This window comes from Pauljensenia sp. C0254C2 (genome assembly GCF_056583835.1).
Genome location: NZ_JBWPJO010000001.1, coordinates 113,572 through 136,471, shown reverse-complemented (window position 1 = coordinate 136,471; position 22,900 = coordinate 113,572). Strand labels below are relative to the sequence as shown.

Annotated in this window: 23 protein-coding genes, 1 tRNA gene and 1 pseudogene; 12 read left to right on the top strand and 13 right to left on the bottom strand. The window is 59.1% G+C overall.

Translation table 11 applies throughout. The features are described from left to right. Positions 1-72 precede the first annotated feature (72 nt). Positions 73-243 carry a hypothetical protein gene (locus AC1DA5_RS00655; protein WP_480289026.1) on the top strand — a complete coding sequence of 57 codons (171 nt, stop codon included), beginning with the start codon at positions 73-75 and terminating at the stop codon, positions 241-243. Between the two features lie 42 nt (positions 244-285). Here the strand turns inward: AC1DA5_RS00655 and AC1DA5_RS00650 are convergent, their stop codons facing one another. The 3 genes and pseudogenes from AC1DA5_RS00650 to AC1DA5_RS00640 form a co-directional block, all read right to left on the bottom strand. After that, entirely contained in the window at positions 286-504 is a 219-nt protein-coding gene (locus tag AC1DA5_RS00650; protein WP_480289074.1) for an integrase core domain-containing protein, read from the bottom strand. Positions 505-510: 6 nt separating this feature from the next. Continuing rightward, a complete protein-coding gene (locus AC1DA5_RS00645; RefSeq protein WP_480289077.1) occupies positions 511-708 on the bottom strand; it encodes a hypothetical protein in 198 nt (65 codons plus the stop codon). 223 nt (positions 709-931) lie between these two features. Further along, positions 932-1,246 (bottom strand): annotated as a pseudogene (locus tag AC1DA5_RS00640) (helix-turn-helix domain-containing protein); the annotation flags it as partial. A gap of 187 nt (positions 1,247-1,433) precedes the next feature. On the opposite strand from AC1DA5_RS00640, the gene AC1DA5_RS00635 reads away from it, so the two are divergent. Together AC1DA5_RS00635 and AC1DA5_RS00630 are read left to right on the top strand one after the other, a co-directional pair. Beyond that, a complete protein-coding gene (locus AC1DA5_RS00635; RefSeq protein ID WP_058236347.1) occupies positions 1,434-1,748 on the top strand; it encodes a thiamine-binding protein in 315 nt (104 codons plus the stop codon). A 74-nt stretch (positions 1,749-1,822) separates the two neighbouring features. Then, entirely contained in the window at positions 1,823-2,425 is a 603-nt protein-coding gene (locus AC1DA5_RS00630) for a GNAT family N-acetyltransferase (protein WP_285014453.1), read from the top strand. Between the two features lie 94 nt (positions 2,426-2,519). Here the strand turns inward: AC1DA5_RS00630 and AC1DA5_RS00625 are convergent, their stop codons facing one another. Continuing rightward, complete coding sequence (locus tag AC1DA5_RS00625) at positions 2,520-3,158, bottom strand: PepSY domain-containing protein (RefSeq protein WP_285014451.1); 639 nt, start codon at positions 3,156-3,158, stop codon at positions 2,520-2,522. Between the two features lie 303 nt (positions 3,159-3,461). On the opposite strand from AC1DA5_RS00625, the gene AC1DA5_RS00620 reads away from it, so the two are divergent. The 6 genes from AC1DA5_RS00620 (at position 3,462) to AC1DA5_RS00595 (ending at position 11,510) form a co-directional block, all read left to right on the top strand. Then, entirely contained in the window at positions 3,462-4,979 is a 1,518-nt protein-coding gene (locus AC1DA5_RS00620; protein ID WP_480289025.1) for an amino acid permease, read from the top strand. Between the two features lie 177 nt (positions 4,980-5,156). Continuing rightward, positions 5,157-7,004, top strand: a complete 1,848-nt coding sequence (locus AC1DA5_RS00615) for a TIGR03773 family transporter-associated surface protein (protein WP_285014449.1) — start codon at positions 5,157-5,159, stop codon at positions 7,002-7,004. Beyond that, positions 7,005-8,699 carry an anchored repeat ABC transporter, substrate-binding protein gene (locus AC1DA5_RS00610; protein ID WP_480289024.1) on the top strand — a complete coding sequence of 565 codons (1,695 nt, stop codon included), beginning with the start codon at positions 7,005-7,007 and terminating at the stop codon, positions 8,697-8,699. Between the two features lie 2 nt (positions 8,700-8,701). Continuing rightward, a complete protein-coding gene (locus tag AC1DA5_RS00605; protein ID WP_058236343.1) occupies positions 8,702-9,799 on the top strand; it encodes a choice-of-anchor M domain-containing protein in 1,098 nt (365 codons plus the stop codon). Between the two features lie 2 nt (positions 9,800-9,801). After that, positions 9,802-10,635: an anchored repeat-type ABC transporter ATP-binding subunit gene (locus AC1DA5_RS00600; protein ID WP_058236342.1), complete on the top strand. Its 834-nt coding sequence runs from the start codon at positions 9,802-9,804 to the stop codon at positions 10,633-10,635. Continuing rightward, complete coding sequence (locus AC1DA5_RS00595; protein ID WP_070727062.1) at positions 10,629-11,510, top strand: anchored repeat-type ABC transporter permease subunit; 882 nt, start codon at positions 10,629-10,631, stop codon at positions 11,508-11,510. Before AC1DA5_RS00600 ends, AC1DA5_RS00595 begins: the two co-directional genes overlap by 7 nt. An 81-nt stretch (positions 11,511-11,591) precedes the next feature. Here the strand turns inward: AC1DA5_RS00595 and AC1DA5_RS00590 are convergent, their stop codons facing one another. Next, entirely contained in the window at positions 11,592-11,933 is a 342-nt protein-coding gene (locus tag AC1DA5_RS00590; RefSeq protein ID WP_058236340.1) for a hypothetical protein, read from the bottom strand. A gap of 175 nt (positions 11,934-12,108) precedes the next feature. Then, the gene (locus AC1DA5_RS00585) at positions 12,109-13,239 is read right to left on the bottom strand and encodes a hypothetical protein (RefSeq protein WP_480289023.1); all 1,131 of its coding nucleotides are present in this window, start codon (positions 13,237-13,239) and stop codon (positions 12,109-12,111) included. Positions 13,240-13,773: 534 nt separating this feature from the next. On the opposite strand from AC1DA5_RS00585, the gene AC1DA5_RS00580 reads away from it, so the two are divergent. After that, positions 13,774-14,805, top strand: a complete 1,032-nt coding sequence (locus AC1DA5_RS00580; RefSeq protein WP_285014441.1) for an alpha/beta hydrolase — start codon at positions 13,774-13,776, stop codon at positions 14,803-14,805. A gap of 55 nt (positions 14,806-14,860) precedes the next feature. Here AC1DA5_RS00580 and AC1DA5_RS00575 read toward each other — a convergent pair. After that, positions 14,861-14,936, bottom strand: a tRNA-His gene (locus AC1DA5_RS00575). A gap of 288 nt (positions 14,937-15,224) precedes the next feature. Here AC1DA5_RS00575 and AC1DA5_RS00570 point away from each other — a divergent pair. Beyond that, positions 15,225-15,998: a hypothetical protein gene (locus tag AC1DA5_RS00570; RefSeq protein WP_480289022.1), complete on the top strand. Its 774-nt coding sequence runs from the start codon at positions 15,225-15,227 to the stop codon at positions 15,996-15,998. Between the two features lie 15 nt (positions 15,999-16,013). Here the strand turns inward: AC1DA5_RS00570 and AC1DA5_RS00565 are convergent, their stop codons facing one another. From AC1DA5_RS00565 to AC1DA5_RS00550, 4 genes are all read right to left on the bottom strand, one after another. Then, positions 16,014-16,364 carry a metallopeptidase family protein gene (locus tag AC1DA5_RS00565; protein ID WP_257525408.1) on the bottom strand — a complete coding sequence of 117 codons (351 nt, stop codon included), beginning with the start codon at positions 16,362-16,364 and terminating at the stop codon, positions 16,014-16,016. Between the two features lie 55 nt (positions 16,365-16,419). Next, positions 16,420-17,334 carry an ATP-grasp domain-containing protein gene (locus AC1DA5_RS00560; protein ID WP_058236335.1) on the bottom strand — a complete coding sequence of 305 codons (915 nt, stop codon included), beginning with the start codon at positions 17,332-17,334 and terminating at the stop codon, positions 16,420-16,422. A 25-nt stretch (positions 17,335-17,359) separates the two neighbouring features. Beyond that, positions 17,360-18,499, bottom strand: coding sequence for a D-alanine--D-alanine ligase family protein (locus AC1DA5_RS00555; protein ID WP_058236334.1), 1,140 nt, complete (start codon positions 18,497-18,499; stop codon positions 17,360-17,362). Positions 18,500-18,560: 61 nt separating this feature from the next. Then, the gene (locus tag AC1DA5_RS00550; protein ID WP_082628479.1) at positions 18,561-19,667 is read right to left on the bottom strand and encodes an NAD(P)H-dependent glycerol-3-phosphate dehydrogenase; all 1,107 of its coding nucleotides are present in this window, start codon (positions 19,665-19,667) and stop codon (positions 18,561-18,563) included. Between the two features lie 131 nt (positions 19,668-19,798). Between AC1DA5_RS00550 and AC1DA5_RS00545 the strand changes: the two genes are divergently transcribed. Then, positions 19,799-20,536 carry an AMIN-like domain-containing (lipo)protein gene (locus AC1DA5_RS00545; protein ID WP_058236333.1) on the top strand — a complete coding sequence of 246 codons (738 nt, stop codon included), beginning with the start codon at positions 19,799-19,801 and terminating at the stop codon, positions 20,534-20,536. Positions 20,537-20,632: 96 nt separating this feature from the next. On the opposite strand, the gene AC1DA5_RS00540 is transcribed toward AC1DA5_RS00545, so the two are convergent. Beyond that, a complete protein-coding gene (locus tag AC1DA5_RS00540; RefSeq protein WP_141757377.1) occupies positions 20,633-21,400 on the bottom strand; it encodes a lysophospholipid acyltransferase family protein in 768 nt (255 codons plus the stop codon). A gap of 95 nt (positions 21,401-21,495) precedes the next feature. Beyond that, the gene (murA, locus tag AC1DA5_RS00535) at positions 21,496-22,821 is read right to left on the bottom strand and encodes a UDP-N-acetylglucosamine 1-carboxyvinyltransferase (protein ID WP_058236331.1); all 1,326 of its coding nucleotides are present in this window, start codon (positions 22,819-22,821) and stop codon (positions 21,496-21,498) included. Between the last annotated feature and the right edge of the window lie 79 nt (positions 22,822-22,900).

The window sequence follows — 22,900 nt, the reverse complement described above, 5'->3', positions numbered from 1 at the left end:
TTGACAGTTTGTTGACGGTGTCCCGGTCTTTTTGTGTGTGGGTGTGTCACGTCATTGTTGACAGGTGTGACGGTGCTGGTGTGTTTTTTTGGGCTGGTAGTTGTGTGTGGGGTCGATGGTGTGTTCGGCGATGATTTCTCCGGTGGTGCGGTCGATGGTGATGGTGTCGTTGCCTGCTATGAGGATGAGGACTGGGTGGTGTGCGTAGGGTCTGCCGATGCCGAGGCGGAGGAGTTTTCCTGAGTGGCGCATGGTGACTTTGCCTGCGATGGCGACACTGTCGTGTCATATTCGCCAGATCCTCTCGAATAGCTCGGTGGTGGGGTGTGCGGGTGGTGTGGTTGTGTACACGGTGTGTGGGGTGCGCCTGTTGAAGACTCTGTGGGGGCGTTCGTGGTTATAGATGCGGGTGAATGTGTCGAGTTGGTTGTGCAGGCTGGTGATGGTTGGGGCTGATGGTTGGGCGGCGAGCCATTTTTCGAGCGTGTAGTGGTAACGTTCGATTTTTCCTTATGTGGTGGGATGGCCGAGGAGCCCGTTTTTCTGAATGATGCACAGGTCGTGAAGGAGTTGTTCAAACGCGTTGGGCTGGCGGTTTTGGGCGCGTGCTCCGCGCGCGTGGCGCGTGCTGTAGACCATGGCGTTGTCGGTCAGTGTGGAGCGCGGGTACCCGTAGGTGCGCGTCGTGGTGGTAAAGGTTTCCACCACGACGGGGCCAGTGATGCGCGGGTGTGCGCTTGCGTGCAGGAGGAACGTGAGTGGTCATCAAGCCAGGAGATGATCTCAACTTACTCGGTTTGAATGTGCCAGTGCGTGAAGTCGGATTACCACATTTCATTAGGTGCTGCGGCTTCGAATCGTTTCCATGCTGATCGTGGTTTCTTGTGGGGCTAAGGCACAACGCAGTTGTGCTTTTTGAGATTCTCCAGATCGTGCTCACGCTGGGGCGTTCGTGTTCGTCAAGACGCGCCCATATGCTTTCAGCCCCACCATCAAGACCTTGCTCGATCAGCGTGGCGCGTAAACCCAGCACGTGATCCACCACGTGGAGTGGGCATTGGTGGGGGCGACGGTGGGGTCTACGTGAGCGGGGCTGCAGGCCTGTCAGGCCGTCTTGTTGGTAGCGCCGGATCAGGGTATAGACCCATTGACGTGAAACCCCGAAACACTTCACGGCCTCGCTGATACTCATACCTGCTTCAACATCGCTCAACACGATTACTTCGTTCTTATTTGTTTCAATCATGTGTCAACGATGACGCGACACACCTGTCAACTATGTATTGAAACCAGACAAACAACGAAAAACAGGGTTACCCCCTCGTTCGGTGCGTGAAGGCGTCACTGACGCTGCGGCAAAAACGGAAAGCACGCGGTCTTCTGAAGCGGGCAATTCGCATGCTTCGAGTGGCACTTCACGATATCCTCAAGGCATGTTATTTGCCTTTTCAATTTCCCCGTCCACGACGGACAGCCCTGACGGTTCGATGGCGCATATCGTAGCGCGCGCCGTCAAAGTCATTCGTGACAGCGGCCTACCCCACGAAACCAATTCGATGTTCACCACCATCGAAGGCACATGGGATGAATGCATGCCAGTGATTCGCCGCGCCTGCGAAGCAGTGGGCGAAGTCAGCCCTCGGGTCTCACTGGTGCTGAAAGCAGACCTGCGCCCCGGTCACTCAGATGAGATGAGCGGGAAAGTGCAGCGACTCAACTCCCAGCTCGACAAGATCGACGGACAGTAGCTCCCCAAGGGAGCACCAAAGTGCGCAGTCACGGACGCGCGCGAGCATGAAGCTATGGCCGATACCGTGGGAACATGAGCATCCCTACCGACACGCCCCAGTCCCGGCCATTCACGATCCGCAAGGCCACACGCGCTGACGTTTCCGCACTGCAGGAACTGTCCATCACGACATTTACACAGACCTTCGGTTATCTGTACGCGCCCGATGACCTCCAGGACTTCCTCGAATCGACCTATTCGCCCAACGCGCTCACAACGCTGCTCACTGGCCCCCAATGCGCCGTCTGGCTGGCGTTCGATGCTGGCGATGGTGGAGACACTAATCCCGACGCGCAGGAGACCTCTCAACCGGTCGCGTATGTGCTTGCCGGATCATGCTCATTTCCCCACCCTGATGTGCGCTCCGGCGACGGGGAGATTAAGCGGCTCTATGTCAGGCAAGGCCTGCAGAATTCAGGCCTGGGCACACAGCTCATGTCCATCGCCGTCGACTGGCTTCTTGAGCGTCAGCCGGACGCCTTATGGCTGGGCGTCTGGTCACGCAACGACCGCGCGCAGCGATTCTATGAGCGTTTCGGCTTCACGCACGCGGGGGAATACCGATTCAAAGTCGGCTGCCACCGCGATCATGAATTCATCGTTAAACGGGCGCTGCATGCCTCACTTCGTCAATGAGGCATGAAATGGGCCCACCGCCTTCAACAGCGGTGGGCCCGAGCTCATACTTTCCGCAGACTACATGCGCTGGATCATCTCCAGCTCACCTGCATCAGCCCTCAACTGTCACAGCGCCACTTTCAGCGTCGATGTCAAATTCGGCCAAGTCTCCGCCGGCTTCGTTTTCGAGTTCAACTTCGAAGTAGAACTTGTTGTCGTCATTGTCGTCGAAGTCAGCGGATTCGAGGTAACCATCGGGACGCTCGGCCAGAGCAGCCTTGACCGCATCTGCCAGCGAGATGATTCCAGCATCCGTGACATGCTTGTCATCTTCATCAAAGTCGTCGTCGATCTCGTTTCGCACGACATTGCCGCTTTGATCAATGACGTAGATACGGCCTTCATTACCCTCAACAACCTTCACTTTCCACTCGGAGCGCTGGTGGTTGGTTTCCAGAGAATAGGCGCGGCCACCGTTCACACCCTCAGCAGCCGCCACAGCCGCCAGAGCCTGCTCGTTGGATGAAACACCTGATGCCGCAGAGGCCTGATCGTCATCTCCAGATTCGGCGGTGTCATCAGCATCATCATCACGGTCATCGTCCGAGGAAGACTGAGTTGCCTCGCTCGTCGCAGTAGTTGACGTGGGTTCAGATTCAACTGGTGCGGGGTCATTTTGGGAGCTGCAGGCTCCGAGAGTGAATGCCAACGCGATCGCAGGGACAAATGCCAGTTTTCGTGTGGTTTTCATGCCTTTATCCTGTCAAGTACTCTCCCACTTTTGCAAGCGATCACGCCAGATTCACGGCGCGCGAAGCATTGCTGCCACCCTCAAACGGCGCCAGTGTGCGCAACCCTCGACGTCCGCATGATTATGCATACCTATCAGTAAGTTTCGCTATTTGGATGCCGTTCATCCGACCTTGCGCAAGGTATCCACCATACGAACACTTTTCCACGAGGGCGATTTTTGGCCTAGCGTGTTCACATGCAAGGTGACAGTCGACTTCTTTGCTGATTCTCGACTGACTGCTTACTCAACGAGGGGGAACGTATGTCTGATTCTGCTGCGACGCCAAAAACTGGCAGCCACGGCAAAGCCGATCCACACCTTCGACGCAACCTCAAGGCTCGCCACCTCAACATGATCGCCATCGGAGGCGCAATTGGAACGGGCCTGTTCGTCGCATCAGGTGGCACCATCACCGGCGCAGGGCCAGGTGGCGCACTGCTGGCGTACGGCGCAATCGGCGTCATGGTCTTCTTCCTCATGCAGTCACTGGGCGAGATGGCCACATACTGCCCCTCCTCCGGTGCGTTCGAGGTTTACGCGACGCGCTACGTCTCGAAGTCTTTCGGCTTTGCGCAGGGATGGAACTACTGGTACAACTGGGCGATCACGGTGGCAGCCGAACTCGTTGCCGCCACCATCGTCATGCAGTACTGGTTCCCGCCGGATCAGGTTCCACCGTGGATCTGGTCCGCCATCTTCCTGCTGATTCTGTTCACCCTCAACGCGTTCAGTGTGCGCGGTTTTGGTGAATCTGAATTCTGGTTCGCCGCCATCAAAGTCGTGACCGTCTTGATCTTCCTGGCGCTGGGTGTGCTGATGATCGTCGGTATCTTGGGAGGCGAATCGTCCGGCCTGACTAACTGGCAGATTGGCGAGGCGCCCTTCGTCAACGGCTTCTGGGGAATCATGGGGGTCTTCATGATCGCCGGATTCTCATTCCAGGGAACAGAAATGATCGGCATCGCAGCCGGCGAGACTGAAGATCCGGAGAAGAACGTTCCCAGGGCTACGCGAGCGGTCTTTTTCCGCATCCTGCTGTTCTATATCGGCGCGATCCTGGTGATTGCCTTCCTCATCCCCTACACCGACCCGTCGCTGCTGCAGGGCGCAAGTGCAGACGATTCCACCGCACAAGGCTTCACCGAGGCCGTCACGAAGTCACCTTTCACGTTGCTCTTTGAGCGAGCCGGCATCGCCGGTGCTGCAGGTGTAATGAATGCGGTCATTTTGACCTCGATTCTGTCTGCAGGAAACTCCGGTGTCTACGTCGCCACTCGCATGCTCTACTCAATGGCGAAGGAGCGTAAGGCGCCTCGTCTGTTTGGTCGTGTCACCTCACACGGTGTTCCCCTGGCTGCTCTGGCCGCTACGTGCCTGATCGGCGCAGCATGTTTCGCCACATCTCGCGTCGGTTCCGGCGTTGTCTACAGTTGGCTGGTGAACGCGTCCGGCCTGGCCGGTTTCATCACGTGGATGGGAATCGCATGGTCACACTTCTGTTTCCGTCGCGCATATAAGGCTCAAGGGAAGGACCCGAAGGATCTGCCCTACCGCGCTCTGCTCTATCCTGCAGGTCCGCTCATTGCGTTGGCGATGTGTGCGATCGTCGTGGTAGGTCAGTCCCTCGACGTGATTGCCGGCGAATTCTCCGTCATCAAGTTCATCGGTATCTATATCGGGCTGTTCTTCTTCCTCGCCATTTGGGGCGGACATAAACTGGTGACGCGCTCGCGCGCAGTTGACCCGATGAATGCCGACCTGTCGCGGACAGCGCAGTAGTTCCACCGTTCCCTGTCCTAACAGAATCGGCCTCGCGTTCGACGCGAGGCCGATTCCTTATGCGCTGTTCTGTGTGCGCTGTTCTGTGTGCTCTGTTAGACGCCCCACCCTTTTGAGATTGATTCTCACTATGTTAGTGTTGATACATATTGATAATCGTTCTTAACAGGAGGTCTGATGCGCCATTCACACACGTTCACTCGGCGCCGCGGCGTCAAAGCCCTTGCGGCAGCAGCACTGCTCAGTGTGGTCGCCTCACTCAGCAACGCCATGCCGTCGCCGGCATCCGACACACTCACCCTTGATCACGGTCACGTCGATATTTTTCACCTCAGTGCCGCCTCCTCAGGCGGAATCGACCTCGACGTGAAAGAAGACGTTACGGGCGCAGGCGTCCGTCACGCCCCTGAAGATGTCACATTCGTCGTCAAGGAAGCTGCAAGAACAGCGATTCCATCCGATGCGGGTGTGCCCGGTGCACCAGAGGCGTATGTGCTTCCGCAAAAGCAGGATTTCAACCTGCTGTGGCCGGGATGGGACATTTTGGCGTTGGGAGATTCCTACACGGGCGCGAACTTCGACATTTCGTATTCAGGTCCCCAGGGAGGTCGGATCGCAGCGTGGATGACACCAGCCTTCGGTGCGCCTCAGTCAGTACTGACCGACAAGTCCCTCGCTTTGGATCCTGCCGGCTCCACTATCGAGCAGCCTTATCTGGCGCATGCGCACGTCAACTGGCTGTTTACACATGCCGGTACCTACATGCTCAAGGTCACCGCGCGTGCCACGCGCACCGATGGCTCTCAGGTTCACAGCACCCCACATACGTACACGATCGTCGTAGGACATGCACAGCCTGCCTCAGATTCACAGGGCACTGATGAACCTGGCTCGAAGCCGGGCGAGGGCGAGGCAGCCACGACACCTGCAACCCCTGAAGGGGACGAAAGCACCTCCCCGGCAGGTGACGACGCGCAGACAGGTGACGGCACGCAGACAGGTGACAGCACGCAGTCAGGCGACGGCACGCAAACGGAAAGCAGTTCACAGACGGGCACTGGCTCACAGGCACAGCCTGACTCGCCAGCAGCCGTCTCGAAACCGCACGCAGACTCACCAGCACACAATGGCTCAGCAGCACAACCAACTCCGAAAGCGGAACCGGAGAAGTGCATTGCCACCGAAATCACCCGACCGGCCACCGAAGCGGAGATTGCGCAGGCACAATCTGCTCCCCACGGTGATTCCACAGTCGCCACAACAACCCTGCACTTTTCGGTAGGCCCGAACGCTTCAGGAGATGCGACCGATGGACACTTCGACCTCGGCGTCGGCATCTCCAACGGGCGTGCCGTGGCACTGCTCAAAGACGATCGCAGTCAGCCCGCATCGTGGGTCAATCCGTCGAGCCTGACGTTTGCCGTGGGAGGCGCCGCATATCTCAAAGCACCCTCAGCATTGTCATTTCTCACCACCGCAGGAACGCCCGTGTGGATGATCGGCTCCACACAGCAGCACGGTGTGCCGTGGCTCGGCATGAACTCACAGCGCCCCGAACTGTCAGGCGCCACAACCGGTCAGGTGCGATGGACACTCGAGGATGTGCAAGGTCCTGGCCGTCTGGGCGTCTTCTTCTCCGGAGGACTTGGCGGCGGAGTAGGCGAAAAAATCTTCACCGCTCCCGGTGATTCCTTCACACTGCCAGCCAACACTCACGCGCATCCGAACTGGGTCTTCACAGCTCCTGGCCATTACTCCGTGACCATCAGCCAGACACTCACCCCCACCAATGCCGCAGCTTTCGCAGCCTCAGGCGTCCATGTGGATGAGAACGGCCAGCACGTCGTCACAGAAATCGTGGGCCGCACCCCCTCCGGAAAAGCATGTGAGTTGCCGGAAAACGCCACCAGTCTAGCGTCAACCGGCGCCAACAGCTTTCTGGCTCTTGCCGGCCTCGTGCTCATCGCGGGCCTGGCTGGTCTGGGCATGCACCACGCTGCTCGTCGCACACGCTGCGATCGCTAGATGCCGCTGATCGCCATGTTCCACACATTACGACGAGGGTGGCCAGCCCACCTGCATGCTGCAGCACACACCTTTCGCATCACAGGTCGCGCACTGCTGACACGCACGGTGGTCGCCCTCGTCACTGCGGCATCTGTCGCCACGATAAGCGCGTGCAGCGGCATCGGACGCGCGCAAGCAGGTGCCGATCAAACCGGCACGCTCAAAGTCGTGACAACCACAGGAATCCTGGCTGACCTGGTGCGTCAGGTCGGCGGTGAGCGCGTGTCGGTTAATGCACTGGTGCCCGATGGGGCAGATCCGCATACCTATGAGCCCTCACTGCGCGACATCCGCGACGTCGCCTACGCTGACGTGGCATTTTCGAACTACCTGCTGCTCGAAGAACATGCCATAATCCGCGCGCTCGACGCCAACCTGCCCTCCCAGGCACGCTCGGTGTCCATCGCGGAAGTTGCCGCGGCATACGGTGCGAAAGTACGCCCGCTGGTCGAAGATCGCGCACTGGATACGGTGTGGCTCGGCATGCGGGTAAGCGGCAGCGGGGAGAAATACGGAGCGGATCGAGCATCGGAAATATCCCTGTATTGCACCGGCGCAGACCTACCCGAAGGATCGGTGGCGAGCGCGTGGCTGACCACCACGTTCGGTGCGCCCAGCATCGCCTTTACTGCGGGCGGGCAGACAGAGACTTCACAGACACATGCATGCTCAGATGATCAGATGCGCCTTCCCGCCCAGGCGCACCAGCACATGAGCTGGGGTTTCACAAAGCCAGGGATCTACCGCCTCACGCTGGGAGCGACCATCCGCCCCGGGCGCGGCCTGCCTGACAGCAACCTGCGCAGTGGGACGCTGGTCGTGGCTGTGGGCATTGACCCCGGTGAAATTGCCGCGCGCGAAAGGCGCACCGTCGTCGATTCTGGCCATGCGGATGTGACCGTGGATCTGGAACGCGGTGACGTGACCCTCATGGCTGATTCACACGCGGGCGGGGATTCGAGCCTGGAGCGGATCAACCTGGATCGCGCCGTCGTCTCAGTGCCGCCTTCCACTTTGACCTCTATTCCGGCAGATGGCTTCCGATTCCTCGGCCATCCAGGCGACCCGATTTATCTGCTGCCGCAGGCAGTCCTCGGTAAGCATGTGCACGGCGAGATCGACCCGCACCTGTGGCACGACGTATCGAATGCGCGCGCATACGTGCAGGTCATTCGCGACGAACTGATGCGCGCTGATCCCGAAGGGGCCGCAACCTACCAGCGCCGCAGCGCCGCCTACCTCAACGAGCTGGCTGACCTGGACACCTATATGGCCCAGACGATTGAGCAGATCCCACCCGAACGACGCCACCTGGTCACCACTACTGATGCGTTCGCTTATCTTGCCGACGCGTACGGGTTGGACGTGGCGGGCTTCCTGGCTCCCAATCCGGCCACAGAGCCATCCCTCGCTGACCGCCAAGCACTCCAGGCAGCGCTCAGTGACCTGAAGATTCCCGCCGTTTTCCTGGAGCCGAACCTGGCCCGAGGGCGCTCACCGCTGCGCACGATTGCAGAGGAATCAGGCGTGAAAGTCTGCCCTCTGTACGGCGACACGCTGGATTCACGCGCCCCGACCTACATCGACATGATGCGCGCGAATGCAGATTCGCTGCGCACATGCCTCTGCCCTGCTGATTCAACGAAAGAGTAACCGTGACACAATCCCTGATTTCACGCCTGACCAGTGCCGCCCTGGGGGCCCTCGCCGCCACTGCCTGCCTGGCCCTGCCCGCCTTGTCTGCGCCGATGGACGAGGCTGACCCTGCCCTGGATCAGACGGTTAAGGCAGATGAACCCGTTTCCACTGATCCGACCGTGATTTCGCGCGGACACGTTGACATCGGTCCGCGCGTCATCGACGGCACGTGGCAGATCCTGGCGCGCGATGATTCGGCTGCCACACCACTGTGGCGCACCCTGGATTCGGTTGCCATCCACGTGAGCGATGAGTCCATGATGGATGTGCCGGATACAGACGATTACGCCTTTCTAGAAGGCGCGCAGGGTAAGCGCGCCTGGGTGATCCCGCAAACTCAGCAGGTCGATGTGCCCTGGGTCGGGTGGAACACGCAGGATTCGGAGGCACTGAAGCGCATGGGAACGGGCGCCACGATGACGGTTGAACGTGTCGAGGGGCCGGGCCGCATGTGGCTGTTCCTGCAGGACGGTACGTTCGGAGCGCCGCGTGTGCTGGCGGATTCGGGGGCGAACAGCGCTGACGGATCAGCGGGCAGCACACCTGCCGGTGAGGTATGGATGGAAGCCAATACTCATGTCCATGCCAACTGGGTATTTTCTGAGCCGGGCGTGTACCTGGTTCATCTGCGTGTGGCAGCTGACGACGGTGCAGGAAACGCGTCGTCTGACGCGACGGCCCAGGCTGTCATGCGTGTCGCTGTCGGCAGCCAGACTGATCCGCACGACGCCCTCAGGGCTGTGCCCGCAACTGCAGATCCTGCCGATTCTCAGAATGCTTCCGACCAGTCCAGAGCAGGCGAACAAGCTGGCGACAATTCTGCATCCACTGCCGAATCGGCACCGCCCGGTGTTTCCTCACAGGACCAGTCGGCTCTGAAGGGGCCACGGGACGTGTCTGATTCGAATACGTCCGCTCCCCTGTGGATCACCATCATTGCAGCCGTCGTGCTGATTGGTGCCGGCGTGGCGTGGCTTGTGAGCAGGGCGCACAGGAAGCAGCGCGCAGGCTCATCCCTCGTCAATCCGCAGGATTCAGAAAGGACCACTCGATAGGCATGACTCTCACGGTACCAACTGCTGCGGCGGACAGGTCACCGGCAGGCGATGCGCTGAGCGTGTCGGGCCTGAATGTGTCACTGGCGGGCCGTTCGGTTCTGCACAATGTCTGCTTCACTGTTCCTCCCGGCTGCCTGATCGGTCTCATCGGCCCGAACGGTGCCGGCAAGACCACACTGATGCGCGCATTGCTCGGATTGGTGCCGATCAGCTCCGGCAGCGTTCAAGCCGGAGGGACGCATCTGAGTGCGCCGATGATCGGGTACGTTCCTCAACGCCATGAATTCGCGTGGGAGTACCCCATCAGCGTGCGCCAATGTGTCGATATGGCTGCGCGCCTCCACCCCGGCGAGGGATCGCGCACGCTCCGCATGATGCGGCGTTTCGATTCCATCGCACGCCGCGAGCGCCATGAGCGCGTCTCGCGCGCCCTGGATCGAGTCGAGCTGTCGGATCTGGCTTCCCGTCCAATCGGACAGTTGTCAGGCGGGCAGCGCCAGCGCGTCCTGGTTGCCCGGGCACTAGCCGGTAATCCGCAGTTACTGTTCCTCGATGAGCCGTTCACGGGGTTGGACATGCCCACCCAGGAACTCCTGACTGATCTGTTTCAGCGGCTGACCGGCGAAGGCTGCACCATCATGATGAGTACGCATGACATTGCCTCCGCGCTCCATACGTGCGATCAGCTGCTGCTGCTCAATCGCACGGTGATTGCGCACGGCACTGCCGCTGAGCTTGCTGATCCGACGTTGTGGGTGCAGGCCTTCCACATTCGCTCCGACAACCCGCTGCTGCGCCTGTTGCCGGCAGAACGACTGGAGGACGCATGCTGACGCTCAGCGAGTTTTGGCAGGATCTGCACAATCCCCTGTTGGCTTTCCTGCCTCGGGCGCTTCTGATCTGTGTGTGCTGCGCCGTAGTCTGCGGTGTTGTCGGATCCTACGTTGTGCTGCGAGGGATGGCGTTCATGGGTGATGCAGTTGCCCACTCTGTGTTCCCCGGCCTTGCCATCGCGTTCGTCCTTCAGGGATCTCTGGTACTGGGAGGTGCGATCGCCGGCATCGTCACAGCGGTGCTGGTCGCTCTGCTGTCGGGCAATCGGCGTTTGAAGGAAGATTCTGTCATCGGCGTACTGTTTGCCGGCGCGTTCGCTCTGGGTCTGCTCATCATGTCGAGGGCGCCTGGCTACGCCGGTTCGCTCCAGCAGTTCCTATTCGGTTCCATCACCGGCATACCTGCATCCGATGTTCCCGTTGTTCTGGGTGTGAGCGCTGGGATCATGGTTGTGGTTGCGCTGATGCATCAGCGTTTCCTGGCGGTTGGGCTGGATCGGGAAAGTGCTCGCGCAGCCGGAGTGCAGACGCTGGCTGTGGACGTCTTGCTGGCTGTAGTGATTTCGCTGACGGTTGTCATTTCGGTGCAGACGATCGGAAATGTTCTGGTGCTGGCATTGCTAGTGACGCCGGCAGCCACCGCACGTCTGCTCACTGATCGCCTGGGCGTGATGATGCTTCTTGGCCCTGCCATCGGGGCGCTGTGCTCGCTGATCGGCGTGTATCTGTCGTGGAGCAGTGATCTGCCGACGGGGGCGACGATTGTTGTCACGCTGACAGTTGTTTTTGTCGTGGCGTGGGTTCTTGCTCCGCGACATGGACTGACAGGCCGCCACAGGCCACGCCGCGTAACCGCATCACCTGCCGCCGCCTAAGCGCCCGCGCCAACAAGGCTTCACGGCTTCGAGACTGCTAGGCGCCGCTGAGACCGCACTCGGCACGCGAGTGCGTAAGGGTTAGTCAGACTGCCCGCGTTCCAGTTCACGCAAGGTGTCAGCCAGGGGGAACCCTTCGTCGGGTTCAAAGCAGAAAGTGGCACTGCCATTGGGGTCTACGCCAATGCTCGTGGTAGGTTCCACTCTGATCAGGGTAAAAGTCCCCACGGATTCCAGAGTTGCCGAATCTCCAGCCAGTAGCACTACCTGAATACCGCCCTGCGCGCTTCCGGCATTCAGATATGTCTGCATAAAGTGATCCTGTACCTGCGGCGCAGTGATCGTCGCGGTGTAATTGCCGGCGTTGTCCAGCCACAGCGGCGCATTCTCACCGATCGTCAGTTCAATTCCATTGTCACACACTATAGTCTTGCTCCCGTTTTGTCCGTGATTTCCACCGGTGATTGGCTCTGAGTCTGATTGCGACTGTTGATGGGGGCTCTCGCTTTGTCCTGTTTCTCCATCAGAGCACCCGGCAAGGGCACCCATCGCGACTACGAAAGCGCATGCCAGGAGGGCCTGTCCCCTGCTCCCATGTCTACTTCGCATATCCATCTCCAACCGCGATCGAGCCGTAATACTTTCCAAAGTCTTCCCAGGAAATGGTGATTTCACCGGTGGGAGTTGTTCCTCCACCTTCCAGATAGTTGTGGCCCCATGGATTCACAATCGTGACCGTATCCGCTGTCGCGCTCTTGACCTGATAGGCGTGCTGTCCCACAAGTTCGACGTTGACGTCCCGTCCGCTGGAGTCTGTGGCATGGACCACGGCGGTATTCCTGTCCGGATGGAATTGTCCGCTTGTCGTTGCTGTCTCCGCAGTAACAGGCTTGTCAGCTTCAAGCGCACCTCTGACTTCCATCTGATCCCAGGGCTTATATCCTTCTTTGAAGAACAGGAAGCCGTTCGACTTATCGATGACGTGATAGTCCCCGCCGGACAGTTCCTTCGTGGCAGGGCCAGGCCATCCACCGGTGATGCCGCCATTGTTGCCAGGCATCGTTCCGCCCTGATGCATTTGCCCATAGGCCGACTCAAACAGCGAATACACATTCGCTTTCCCGTCTTTTCCACGGGCTCCACTCGCATATACGTCATCAACGAATTCAGTTCGTTTCCGACTTTCGTCAGGATGAAGCGGATCATCATAGATCGTCACAAAATAGCCGTCGAGTTTTCCATTTTCATCGTAATGGGGCTTGATCATGTTCCGAAGATGCTCACGCCCTTCTGTCGAGTCATTAAGAGCTATTAATGCCGACAGCAGCCCGTTCCCCTGACGCGCAACAGCTACGATCGTTGCCAGTTTCTCCAGGGGCGGAGCCGCATCAATTTGCGCATCGATTGTGAGCGCCTGGTGATGGAGTTCGTCGGCTTTTCGTTGAAGCGCTGAAACCGAGGCTCCATATCCTACGAAGGCATCGCCTGCCTGGCCGATTCCGTCCACCACATGCAACGCCTGTTTTCGAATCTCTTGATGCGCGCTGTCGAACGATTCGCGCGCTTCCCCTTCCCATGCACGTATTCGGCCAGGAATTCCTTCCAGTTCCTGAGTATTCGTTTCCATCACTTGTGCGGTGGTTTCCACACCTGAGGCTGTTGCGTTAATGGCGGCGGCATCTCCCGGAATATCACCGATAAGAAGAGAAAAGAGCGGCATGGCGATCACGACCTGAATTTGTGTTGACGTTCTGGGTCATATCTGAAACTCCGGGCCCATTGCCCGTCCGTCTGTTCACTTTGCTTCCTGGCAGTCGCAACGGCCTCAGATGTCTTGTTACACCATTGCCCGACTTCCCCAACACGTGTCTGTGCGGCTTGGGAAAATGCTTCGTATGCATCGCTCAGCTCCGGCTGACCAAGCACCCCGATCCCAGGGTGAGCTGGCGTCTTGACAGTGGAGAACGCAGAAAACAGCTGGTTCAGATCGTTCGACAGCTGTTTCATTTCTTCGGGGGACATTGAAAAAGTCATCGTCGATCCTGTCCGGTTGCACTGGCTCTACCGTCACGACACTGAGGTGGATCATGTCTCACATCACACTATCATACAAACTCTAGACAATACAAGTGTTTTCGGTGAAAACAACCGGCACACCTGTCGCTTCAGCTATCTCATTCAATACGCAGATGTCCCTCATCTGGACTGCTCTATCACACACAGAGCATTCCAATGACTCGACTGGCTGACACAAAGTCGGCGTATGATCAGTTCACACGTTGTACCCCAAGGATGCGAAACCACCATGGATGTCTTTACCCAAGCAATCACTCCCAGTGCCACAATTACCGGCTATGCTCTGTCCGCAAGCGAGGAGCTGTCCACAGGTCTTCGCCCTGCAGTCCTGATTTTCCCTGGCGGCGGTTACCAGTTCTGCTCGGACCGGGAAGCAGAGCCAGTAGCGCTCGCCTACGCAGCTGAAGGATTCAACGCATTCGTCGCCCGCTACGCAGTGGGTCAGGACGCACCGTGGGAGCAGTCTTTTAACGATGGGCAGGAATGCATGCAATGGGTGCGTCGACACGCACGCAAGTATGGCAGCGACCCTCATCAGATCGCTGCAGTTGGCTTTTCGGCGGGTGGCCACCTGGCGGCATCCATTGCAACGACGCGCGGTGACCGGCCGGACGCCCTCGTCCTTGGTTACCCCGTCACGCGAGCCGAGTTCGGCCCTTTGATGGGTAAGGAGATCCTCGATGTGGTCGATTCAGTTGACGAATCCACTCCTCCCACATTCGTGTTCACCACTCAAAGCGACGGCCTGGTTCCCGCTTCCAATACGACTGATCTGGTCAGCGCGCTGATGGCGCACAACGTGCCCGTGGAGGCGCACATGTACCTTCTGGGTGCTCACGGCCTCAGCCTGGCGAAGGCTCACACGGCTAACGGGCAAGCGGGAAGCACAGATGAGGCGGTTGCGCAGTGGTTCCAAGCTTCCGTTACATTCCTGCGGCGCATTTTCTCCCCCTTCCCGCTCGAGGGTGCTGCGATGACGTGGAAGTCCTATACAGATACACGCCGAGTGGGGATCGACATGCGAGTCGATCGCCTCCTGGCAGTTCCTCAGGCACGCGCGATCCTGCAGAAACTGGCACCTGAGCTTTTGGCATTCGTGGAAGCACATCCGGCGTCAGCGCACATGTCTGCACGCATCCTGTTCGAACAGGCACCCGACCGTTTTCCTGAGGACACGATCCGTCAGGTCGAAAACGAGCTCACCGCTTGCAACAGGTGAAGACTCCGCGTATTCAAGCGAAAGCCCCGTAACCTCAAGGCTACGGGGCTTTCTGTGGGGTGGCTGACGGGGCTCGAACCCGCGACGTCCTGGACCACAACCAGGTGCTCTACCAGCTGAACTACAGCCACCACTGCCGCACCGACCGGTGCAACGAATGCTTACTCTATCAGAGTTCACGCCGGACCTGAAAATTCTCACGCCCCCTCCGATGGTGGCATCGAACACGTCCCGCGCTCCCTGCTGCACGCTCCACCGTTCGCAACATCACCGTCAACAATTCGGAACATGTCAGTGAAAGTCCTGCATCAATTCTGCAGCATCGATCCTGATCGCCGCACGTCCACCTCAGCACCCATGTTTTGCCTAGTATCATGCGGAAAAGACCGCTTCTTAAGCATATGTAAAAGAGACGAGCGATGTCGATCCCACGTCGCGCACGATCAGGTCACCGGAACGCAGGAATCATCACCCTCAGCGCATTGATATCGCTTGGCCTTCTGGTCGGGTGCTCCAGCGGAGGCGGTGCCACTAAGAGTGATGACAATGCCAGTGGCGGCGGCACAGCATCTGCCGATGGTGAAATCCCCACCTATGACCCGATTGCCATCGTCGCTGAAGAAGTTCTGGTGTGCGATAACGGCGAAAAGCAGATCACGGCATACGACCTCGAAACAGGCGAACCCACAATGGACCCCGTGGGCGGCGAAGAAAGCTGGGTTCAGACGTTCAGCGACGGATACATCGTCTACGACTCCTCAGCAGATGACGAGGAAGCCGAACATACAATTTACGCCTACGACGGCACAGAAAAGGGTACCTTCAAGGGATTCAGTGAAGAGCTTGCCGATAGCGTGGTCAGTCATTCTCTGGTTCCGTCCTCGGCGATGTTTGCCCATCGGGAAGATGGCCCTGCCAGCGTCGACGCCAAGGGAAACGTCGTGACGATCAGGCACGACCGCGATAGCCTGTTCGCCACCACTGGCTTTAACTTCGACGATATGGGCGAAGTCAAAGCCGTGGCAGCCGACGGAAGATTCGTTGTGATGAGAACTGATGACGGGTACTTCATCGTCACCCCCGACGGAAAGACTCAGCACGAGATTCCCGGGGAAGATTTCAGGGTCTTTGATGGGCACATCGTCATCGACGAAACCGGTCCTGAGGCTCGCCTGCTGGTCCCCAATAAATAGGCCAAAGCGGGTTGCTTAGCCCCACCCCCACTGGTCGAGCTCTTCGTCGTCAACACCGAAATAGTGAGCGACCTCGTGGATGACCGTTGTTCGTACCTCGTCCTCGACTTCTTCGAGCGTGTCGCACACGGCCAGGGTGGGGCGACGAAATATGAAGATACGATCCGGCAGCATCCCGGCGTAGTCGCTGCGCTCAGTCAGAGGCACGCCATCATACAAACCCAACAGGTGCAGAGAATCTTCGGGTGGGTCGTCCTCGACAATGAATGCAACATTGTCGATTGCTCGCCACAGTCTTTCGGGGATCTCATCGACTGCACGCGCCACCATCTGTTCAAACTCATCAAAGCTGGCGTCAACGCTCACGCCGGCCCGCCCTCACAGGATCTTGCGGGCGCACCTGCCCGCAGCACCACAATGCTCACCAAAACGCGCGCATCGCAATAGCGTCAGCAAAGTTGTTCATGGCGGCAGGTGACGAGGCAAGATACAGGTCCGCATCCACCAGTGACACTTCCATCACCCTGAACGAGCCCTGCCCGTCGGGAACAAGGTCAACCCGGTTGTACAGGAACAGCTCGTCGCGGCCCATCCGATCACGCACATACGAATGCAGGATGGAGCGGATCAACTCGCCCCACTGCCACTGCTCGGCACTCGCGTCACGCGCCTCGACCACTGATTCACGGAACACAGGTGCCGACATGGTGTCCGGGGACAGCATTGCGGTTTTTTCAACCGAGTGCGAAACCAGGCCGTTGAAGAACAGCAGCGAGATCTCACCGTGAATATCGATGTCCTCCAGGTAGCGCTGCACCATGACCGAACGGCCCTCCGACAGCATCGTCATCGCGTGCATGATCGCGGCCTGACGCTGCTTCGTGTCGTTGGCGGAGTACCGACCCACATCGCGCACACCCGAGGACACAGCCGGCTTCACGACGAAGTCACCCGAGGCGGGAAAACGTGCATGCACCTGATGCTTCGACAGGTTCTGTTCCGGCTCCAACCACATCGTGGGAATCACCGGAAGGCCACGCTTCTCCAACTCAATCATGTAGTGCTTATCCGAGTTCCACTCCAGCACATCGGGGTGGTTGAGTAAACGTGGAACCGAGCGGCTCCACTGGATGAAGGCATCACGGTCAGTGGCGTAGTCCGACACTGAGCGGACCACGCTGACACCGGCATCATCCCAGTTCACGTTCGGGTCGTTCCACACTGCAATGTGCGGATCGGTACCTCGCTCGACCAGTGCATCAAGAAGTCCGACATCATTGGTGTACAGGTCAGGCATCTCCGCTGACGTTACGAGCGTTACCTTCGGTTTCGACATGACTCCACATTACCCCGATCGGATCTCAGCGAAGCCCAAGCGGGCGTGCAAGTGCTTCGCGCAGCAAAGTATCGAGCAGCTGACCGTAATCCACTCCGGAGCTCTCCCACATGCGCGGGTACAGCGAAATGGGAGTGAACCCCGGCATGGTGTTGATTTCGTTCACGGTAATGGCGCCGGTTGAGTCGTTGAAGAAGAAGTCAACGCGTGAGAGTCCTTCACCACCCACCGCGGCAAACGCCTGGATCGCAACATCACGGATCCGGTCGGCGTCTGCCTTCTTTAAATCTGCAGGACACTTGAGCGTGGCAGCTTCCGCGTCCACGTACTTGGAGTTGAAATCGTAAAACTCGCCGTCAGGCACGATAATCTCACCCAGAACTGCGGCACGAGCCGGAGCCCGCTCCCCTGTCTCAGCGCGGGTGGCCAAGACGGCGCATTCAACTTCGCGCCCCTGCAACATTGATTCGACGATGACGCGCGGATCGTGTGCGTGTGCTTCTTCGATCGCCTGGTCCAGCTGCTCCCACTGGTCCACACGCGTGATACCGATGGAGGATCCAGCGCGACATGGCTTGACAAACAGAGGCAATCCGAGGGCACGGATCCGCTCGTGCGCATCGTCCTTGTGATGCGACCACTGCTCAGCCGTCACCAACTCCCAGCGCCCTACGTCTACGCCAGCCTGGCTGAGCACTGTCTTAGTCAGGTGCTTATCCATGCACACCGCAGAAGCTGCCACACCGCATCCCACGTAGCGCACGCCAACCATCTCCAGGAGCCCCTGGATTGTGCCGTCCTCACCGTAGGGGCCATGCAGCAGCGGGAACACAACGTCGATTGCTCCCAGATCGCGTGCCGTCCGCAGGCCCTGGCCACCCTCGTCACTGTCTGACAGTTCAAAGAGGTGTCCGTGCGGCCCCCACACCACGTGTGCGCCCGTCGCGGTGACTTCGTGCCCATGCCCGTCGTGGAATTCAAGGTCATCAGGGTTGTCACTGACGCGCACCCACTGGCCATCCTTCGTAATGCCCACCGGCACAATGTCCCACACGTCGCGGTCGATCGCTGAAAGGATCCCTGCGGCAGTGGCGCACGAAATCTCGTGTTCGCTTGATTGTCCTCCAAAAACCATGAGGACACGGGGTCGGGCTTGAGTCATCATGGCGTTAAGCCTACCGCCGTCCGCCGCGTTTATTGACGAGGGCGCCCCCTGATGCCTCGGCTCACAGCAGTTCGATGCGCCACCCGTCCATCTTCTGAGGGCGCGACATGAGCATCTGACCCATGTGCTCAATGGAGTCACCGTCATGGACCACGCGCACCACGCTCTCCGTGATCGGCATATCCACATCGTGAGCGCGAGCCAGCTGCAGGATCGGATGTGCGGAGCGCACACCTTCCACCACGCCGGGAGACAGTTCGAGCGCTTCGTCCAGGGAAGCTCCGCGCCCCATGCGCACACCCAGCGAGTAGTTACGCGACAGTTTCGATGAGCAGGTCGCCACAAGGTCACCGATACCGGCAAGACCGGCGAAGGTGTCGGCACTGGCTCCCAGTGTCGTACCCAGACGGGTCATTTCAGCAAGGCCGCGGGTGATCAGTGTGGCACGCGTGTTGATTCCCAGGCCCATTCCCTCGGCGGCTCCAATGGCAACGGCGATGACGTTCTTGACAGCACCGGCGATTTCGCATCCAAGTACGTCGCCGCTCACGTAGGGGCGGAATGTTGACGTGTGGCAGGTGCGTGCGATCATCGTGGCGCGCTCGATGTCCTCACATGCCACGACCGTTGCCGTCGGCTGACGGTCGGCAATTTCGCGCGACAGGTTCGGACCGGACATGACGGCCACGCTGGTCGGTGCGAAGCCGGTTGCCTCGCAGATCACTGAATGGACTGTGCGCAGCGTGTCCAGTTCAAGACCCTTGGCCAGGGACAGCAATGTGGCATCGGGGTCCAGTGCGGATGTGGCCTGTTCCAAAGTGGCGCGCACCGCCCCCACGGGCACGGCGATGCATACCAGGTTCGAGTCCTGAATGCACTGCCGGATGTCGGTTGTCGCGTTAATCGCATCGGACAGTGTGACACCAGGCAGGTAGGTTGAGTTTTCATGAGAGTTGATGAAGTCGACGACGCCCTCGTTCCTACCCCACATCGACACGGTGAGGCCGGCCTGGCTCAGGATGTGCGCGAAGGTTGTTCCCCATGCTCCGGTGCCCAGCACGCTGGCGTGGGTGAAGCGCTGTTCAGGTGCGCCTGCCCGTTCCTCGGAGCTGTCCGCCGGAGGCGTGTGGGAGTGAGCGTCGTAGCCGGTCGTTGCGTGAGGTGTCATACATCAACTCTACTGCGTGGGCACTCAGATCGCGGTTGAGCCACAAGTACGAAAAATGGGAGATAAGCTTTCGGGTACTGCCACATGCGCACGAGTGCGCATAAGCGACGCCCTGTAAGGAGATTGTGATCATGGTGCTGCCCGGACCGTACAACGAGGGATCAAAACGTGACAGTGCTTTTCTGCCTGCTGTCGCAGCTGGGATTGCCGCAGCCAGCCTCCTTGTCGCCGGTTGTTCATCAACTCCTGACGAGGGTGCCTCAGCATCCGGTGCCAGCGAGCATTCTCAGCAAAGCACACCCGACACGCCGCAGACACCGAATGAATCTGATGTTTCCAGCTCCGACAGCGACACGGATTCATCCGCGACACCCAATGAGCCGGAAGCGAACCTCTCAGACGAAAAAGATGCAACGTTGCCAGTGAACGTCGATCAATGGATTGACGGTCCCACTCATCAGGAATCCGCTCCTGTTGAAGGCAGCCAGCTCATCTTCCATGACATGCGAGTGGGAGAACATGAGAACTTCTACCGGTTCGTCATCGAATTTTCAGGTGAGGGCCTACCCGGCTGGTACGTTGACCGTGCGGCTCAGCCTCTTGAGCAAGGACGCGGATTGCCGCTGAAAATCCGCGGCGCAACCTTCCTGGATGTGGGCATCGAGGGCACTGCCATGCCGCTGGAGGAAGAAGATCAGAACGTGTATTACTCGGGGCCTCCTCTGCTCAATATCGGGCCGCTGTCGATCATTGAGGACGGCACATTTGAAGGGCGCACGCATGTTGTGATCGGCATGGATCAACAGCGCGTCTATCAGATTGGAATTCTTGAAGACCCGATGCGAGTGGTAATCGACATACGCAAATGAGCCGCCTCATCGCTCAGGTGGTCAGCGGGCAGCGGGCGGAAGAGTCATCCTCGTCGATATGAGTACACGGGGCACAGGCGCCGCATTGCAATGAAATCAGCGTCCCTGGACGCCCCTGCGCCAGTGCCCGAACCGTCCCAGCGTCTTCTTGGCTGGCCCCTGCATCTTGTCAGGATCCCACGGCTGTTCAGGAGCCTTCTCTCCGCGCAATTCCTCTACGCCACGAGTGATGGCCTTCTGGATGCGCTCAGTCGCTTCCACCACCGCTTCGCGGTCCTGCGATCCCTGATCGGAATACAGGTCGGAAAGGTCGACCGGTTCCATGATTGTCATGCGCACTTTGCGCCCGGGACGAATGTCCAGCGCCTTCGAGTAACGCTCCAGGATCGCCTGGGGACCCCACTGTGCAATCGGGATGACCGGGCAGCGAGTATCCAGGGCAAGACGCGCAGCACCCGTCTTGCCACGCATCGGCCAGTACTGCGGGTCACGTGTAAGAGTGCCTTCAATATAGATGCCAACGCACTGACCCGCGTCGAGCGCCTTACGGGCCCCTGCCAGCGAGTCCACAGAATGCGAGGAATTACGCAGCACCGGCACCATGCCAAGTTTCTTCATCACAGCGCCCAGCACCGGCACCTTGAACAGCTCGTTCTTGGCCATGAAGCGGGTCGGAATTCCCAGCTCACCCAGGACAAACGCCACGCACACCGGGTCGGTGTTCGAAATATGGTTCGGGGTCACCAGGAAGCCGCCTGATTCGGGCAGGTTTTCTTCCCCCGTGACATCAAAGTTGATCCACGTGTGCATGATCGGTGAAACCGCCGCCACCGCATTCTTGTACAGGCCTTGAATTCTGCTCACAGTTCACCAGCTTAATCACAGGGGTCGGTCAATAAGGCGTCTTCAATCCGAGCTGTCGGTGCCGCTTGGTTCTTGGGCACTGCCGAGGAGTCGCTTCAGTCGTCAACGTACTGGACGCGGGCGTCCAGCTGGCGCAGTTTGGTCAGGAAATGCTCATATCCGCGCGAGATCACGTCGATGCCGGCCACGTGGGACGTTCCCGTCGCAGCCAATGCTGCGATGAGGTGGGAGAAACCGCCACGCAGGTCAGGCACGGTGATGTCAGCTGCCTGCAGCGGCGTCGGTCCCGAAATCACTGCGGAATGGTAGAAGTTACGCTGACCAAAACGGCAGGGAGTCCCACCCAGGCACTCTCGATACACCTGAATATTCGCCTTCATCTGGCGCAGCGCCTGAGTGAACCCGAAGCGGTTTTCGTACACCGTCTCATGGACGATGGACAGCCCGTCGGCCTGCGTCAGGGCGACAACCAGTGGCTGTTGCCAGTCCGTCATGAACCCGGGATGGACAGCCGTTTCCAGCGCGATCGAATGCAGAGAACCACCAGGATGATAGAAGCGGATACCCTCCTTCTCGATGTCGAAGGCGCCGCCGACCTTCCTGAAGGTGTTGAGGAATGTGAGCATGTCGGGTTGGCGCGCACCCTGGACGTACACATCGCCGCCGGTTGCCAGTGCTGCCGCGCCCCACGATGCTGCTTCAATGCGGTCGGGCAGCGAGGTGTGCCGATATCCAACCAGTTCCTTGACACCTTCAATACGGATGGAACGGTCGGTATCCGGTGAGATGATCGCGCCCATTTTCTGCAGCACGTTGATCAGATCCATGATTTCCGGTTCAACGGCCGCGCCGCGCAGGATCGTGACGCCTTCAGCACGAACCGCGGTCAGCAGTGTCTGCTCGGTGGCTCCCACTGATGGGAACGGCAGGTCCACGACTGTTCCGCGCAGCCCTTCGGCTGGCCGTGACATATGGATGCCGTCGGATCGTTTGTCGACAATCGCACCGAACTGGCGCAGGATCTGCAGGTGAAAATCGATGGGGCGTCCCCCAATGTTGCATCCTCCCAGCTGTGGGATGAACGCTTCACCCATGCGGTGCAGCAGCGGGCCGCAAAACAGGATCGGGATGCGTGAGGATCCGCCCAGAGCATCGATGTCAGAGCGTTGAGCCACTTCAACGTTCGAGGGGTCAATTCTCATGATGCCGCGGTCCTGGTCGAAGTCGACGTGCGCGCCATGCAGGCGCATAAGATTCGACACCACATCCACGTCACGGATCAGCGGAACGTTGTACAGCTCAGAGGGTGTGGTCGCAAGGAGGGCTGCAACCATGGCCTTAGGAACAAAGTTCTTTGCCCCTCGCACGGTAATGCTGCCCGTGAGCGGGTGTCCCCCTTCAACTTCAAGTATCGACGTCATCTGAAGCTCCTCGTGGAAGAATCCGTATTGTCTCACTCTATGACAGTCGAGTGCGCAACGGAGTCTCAGGGAGCGCACT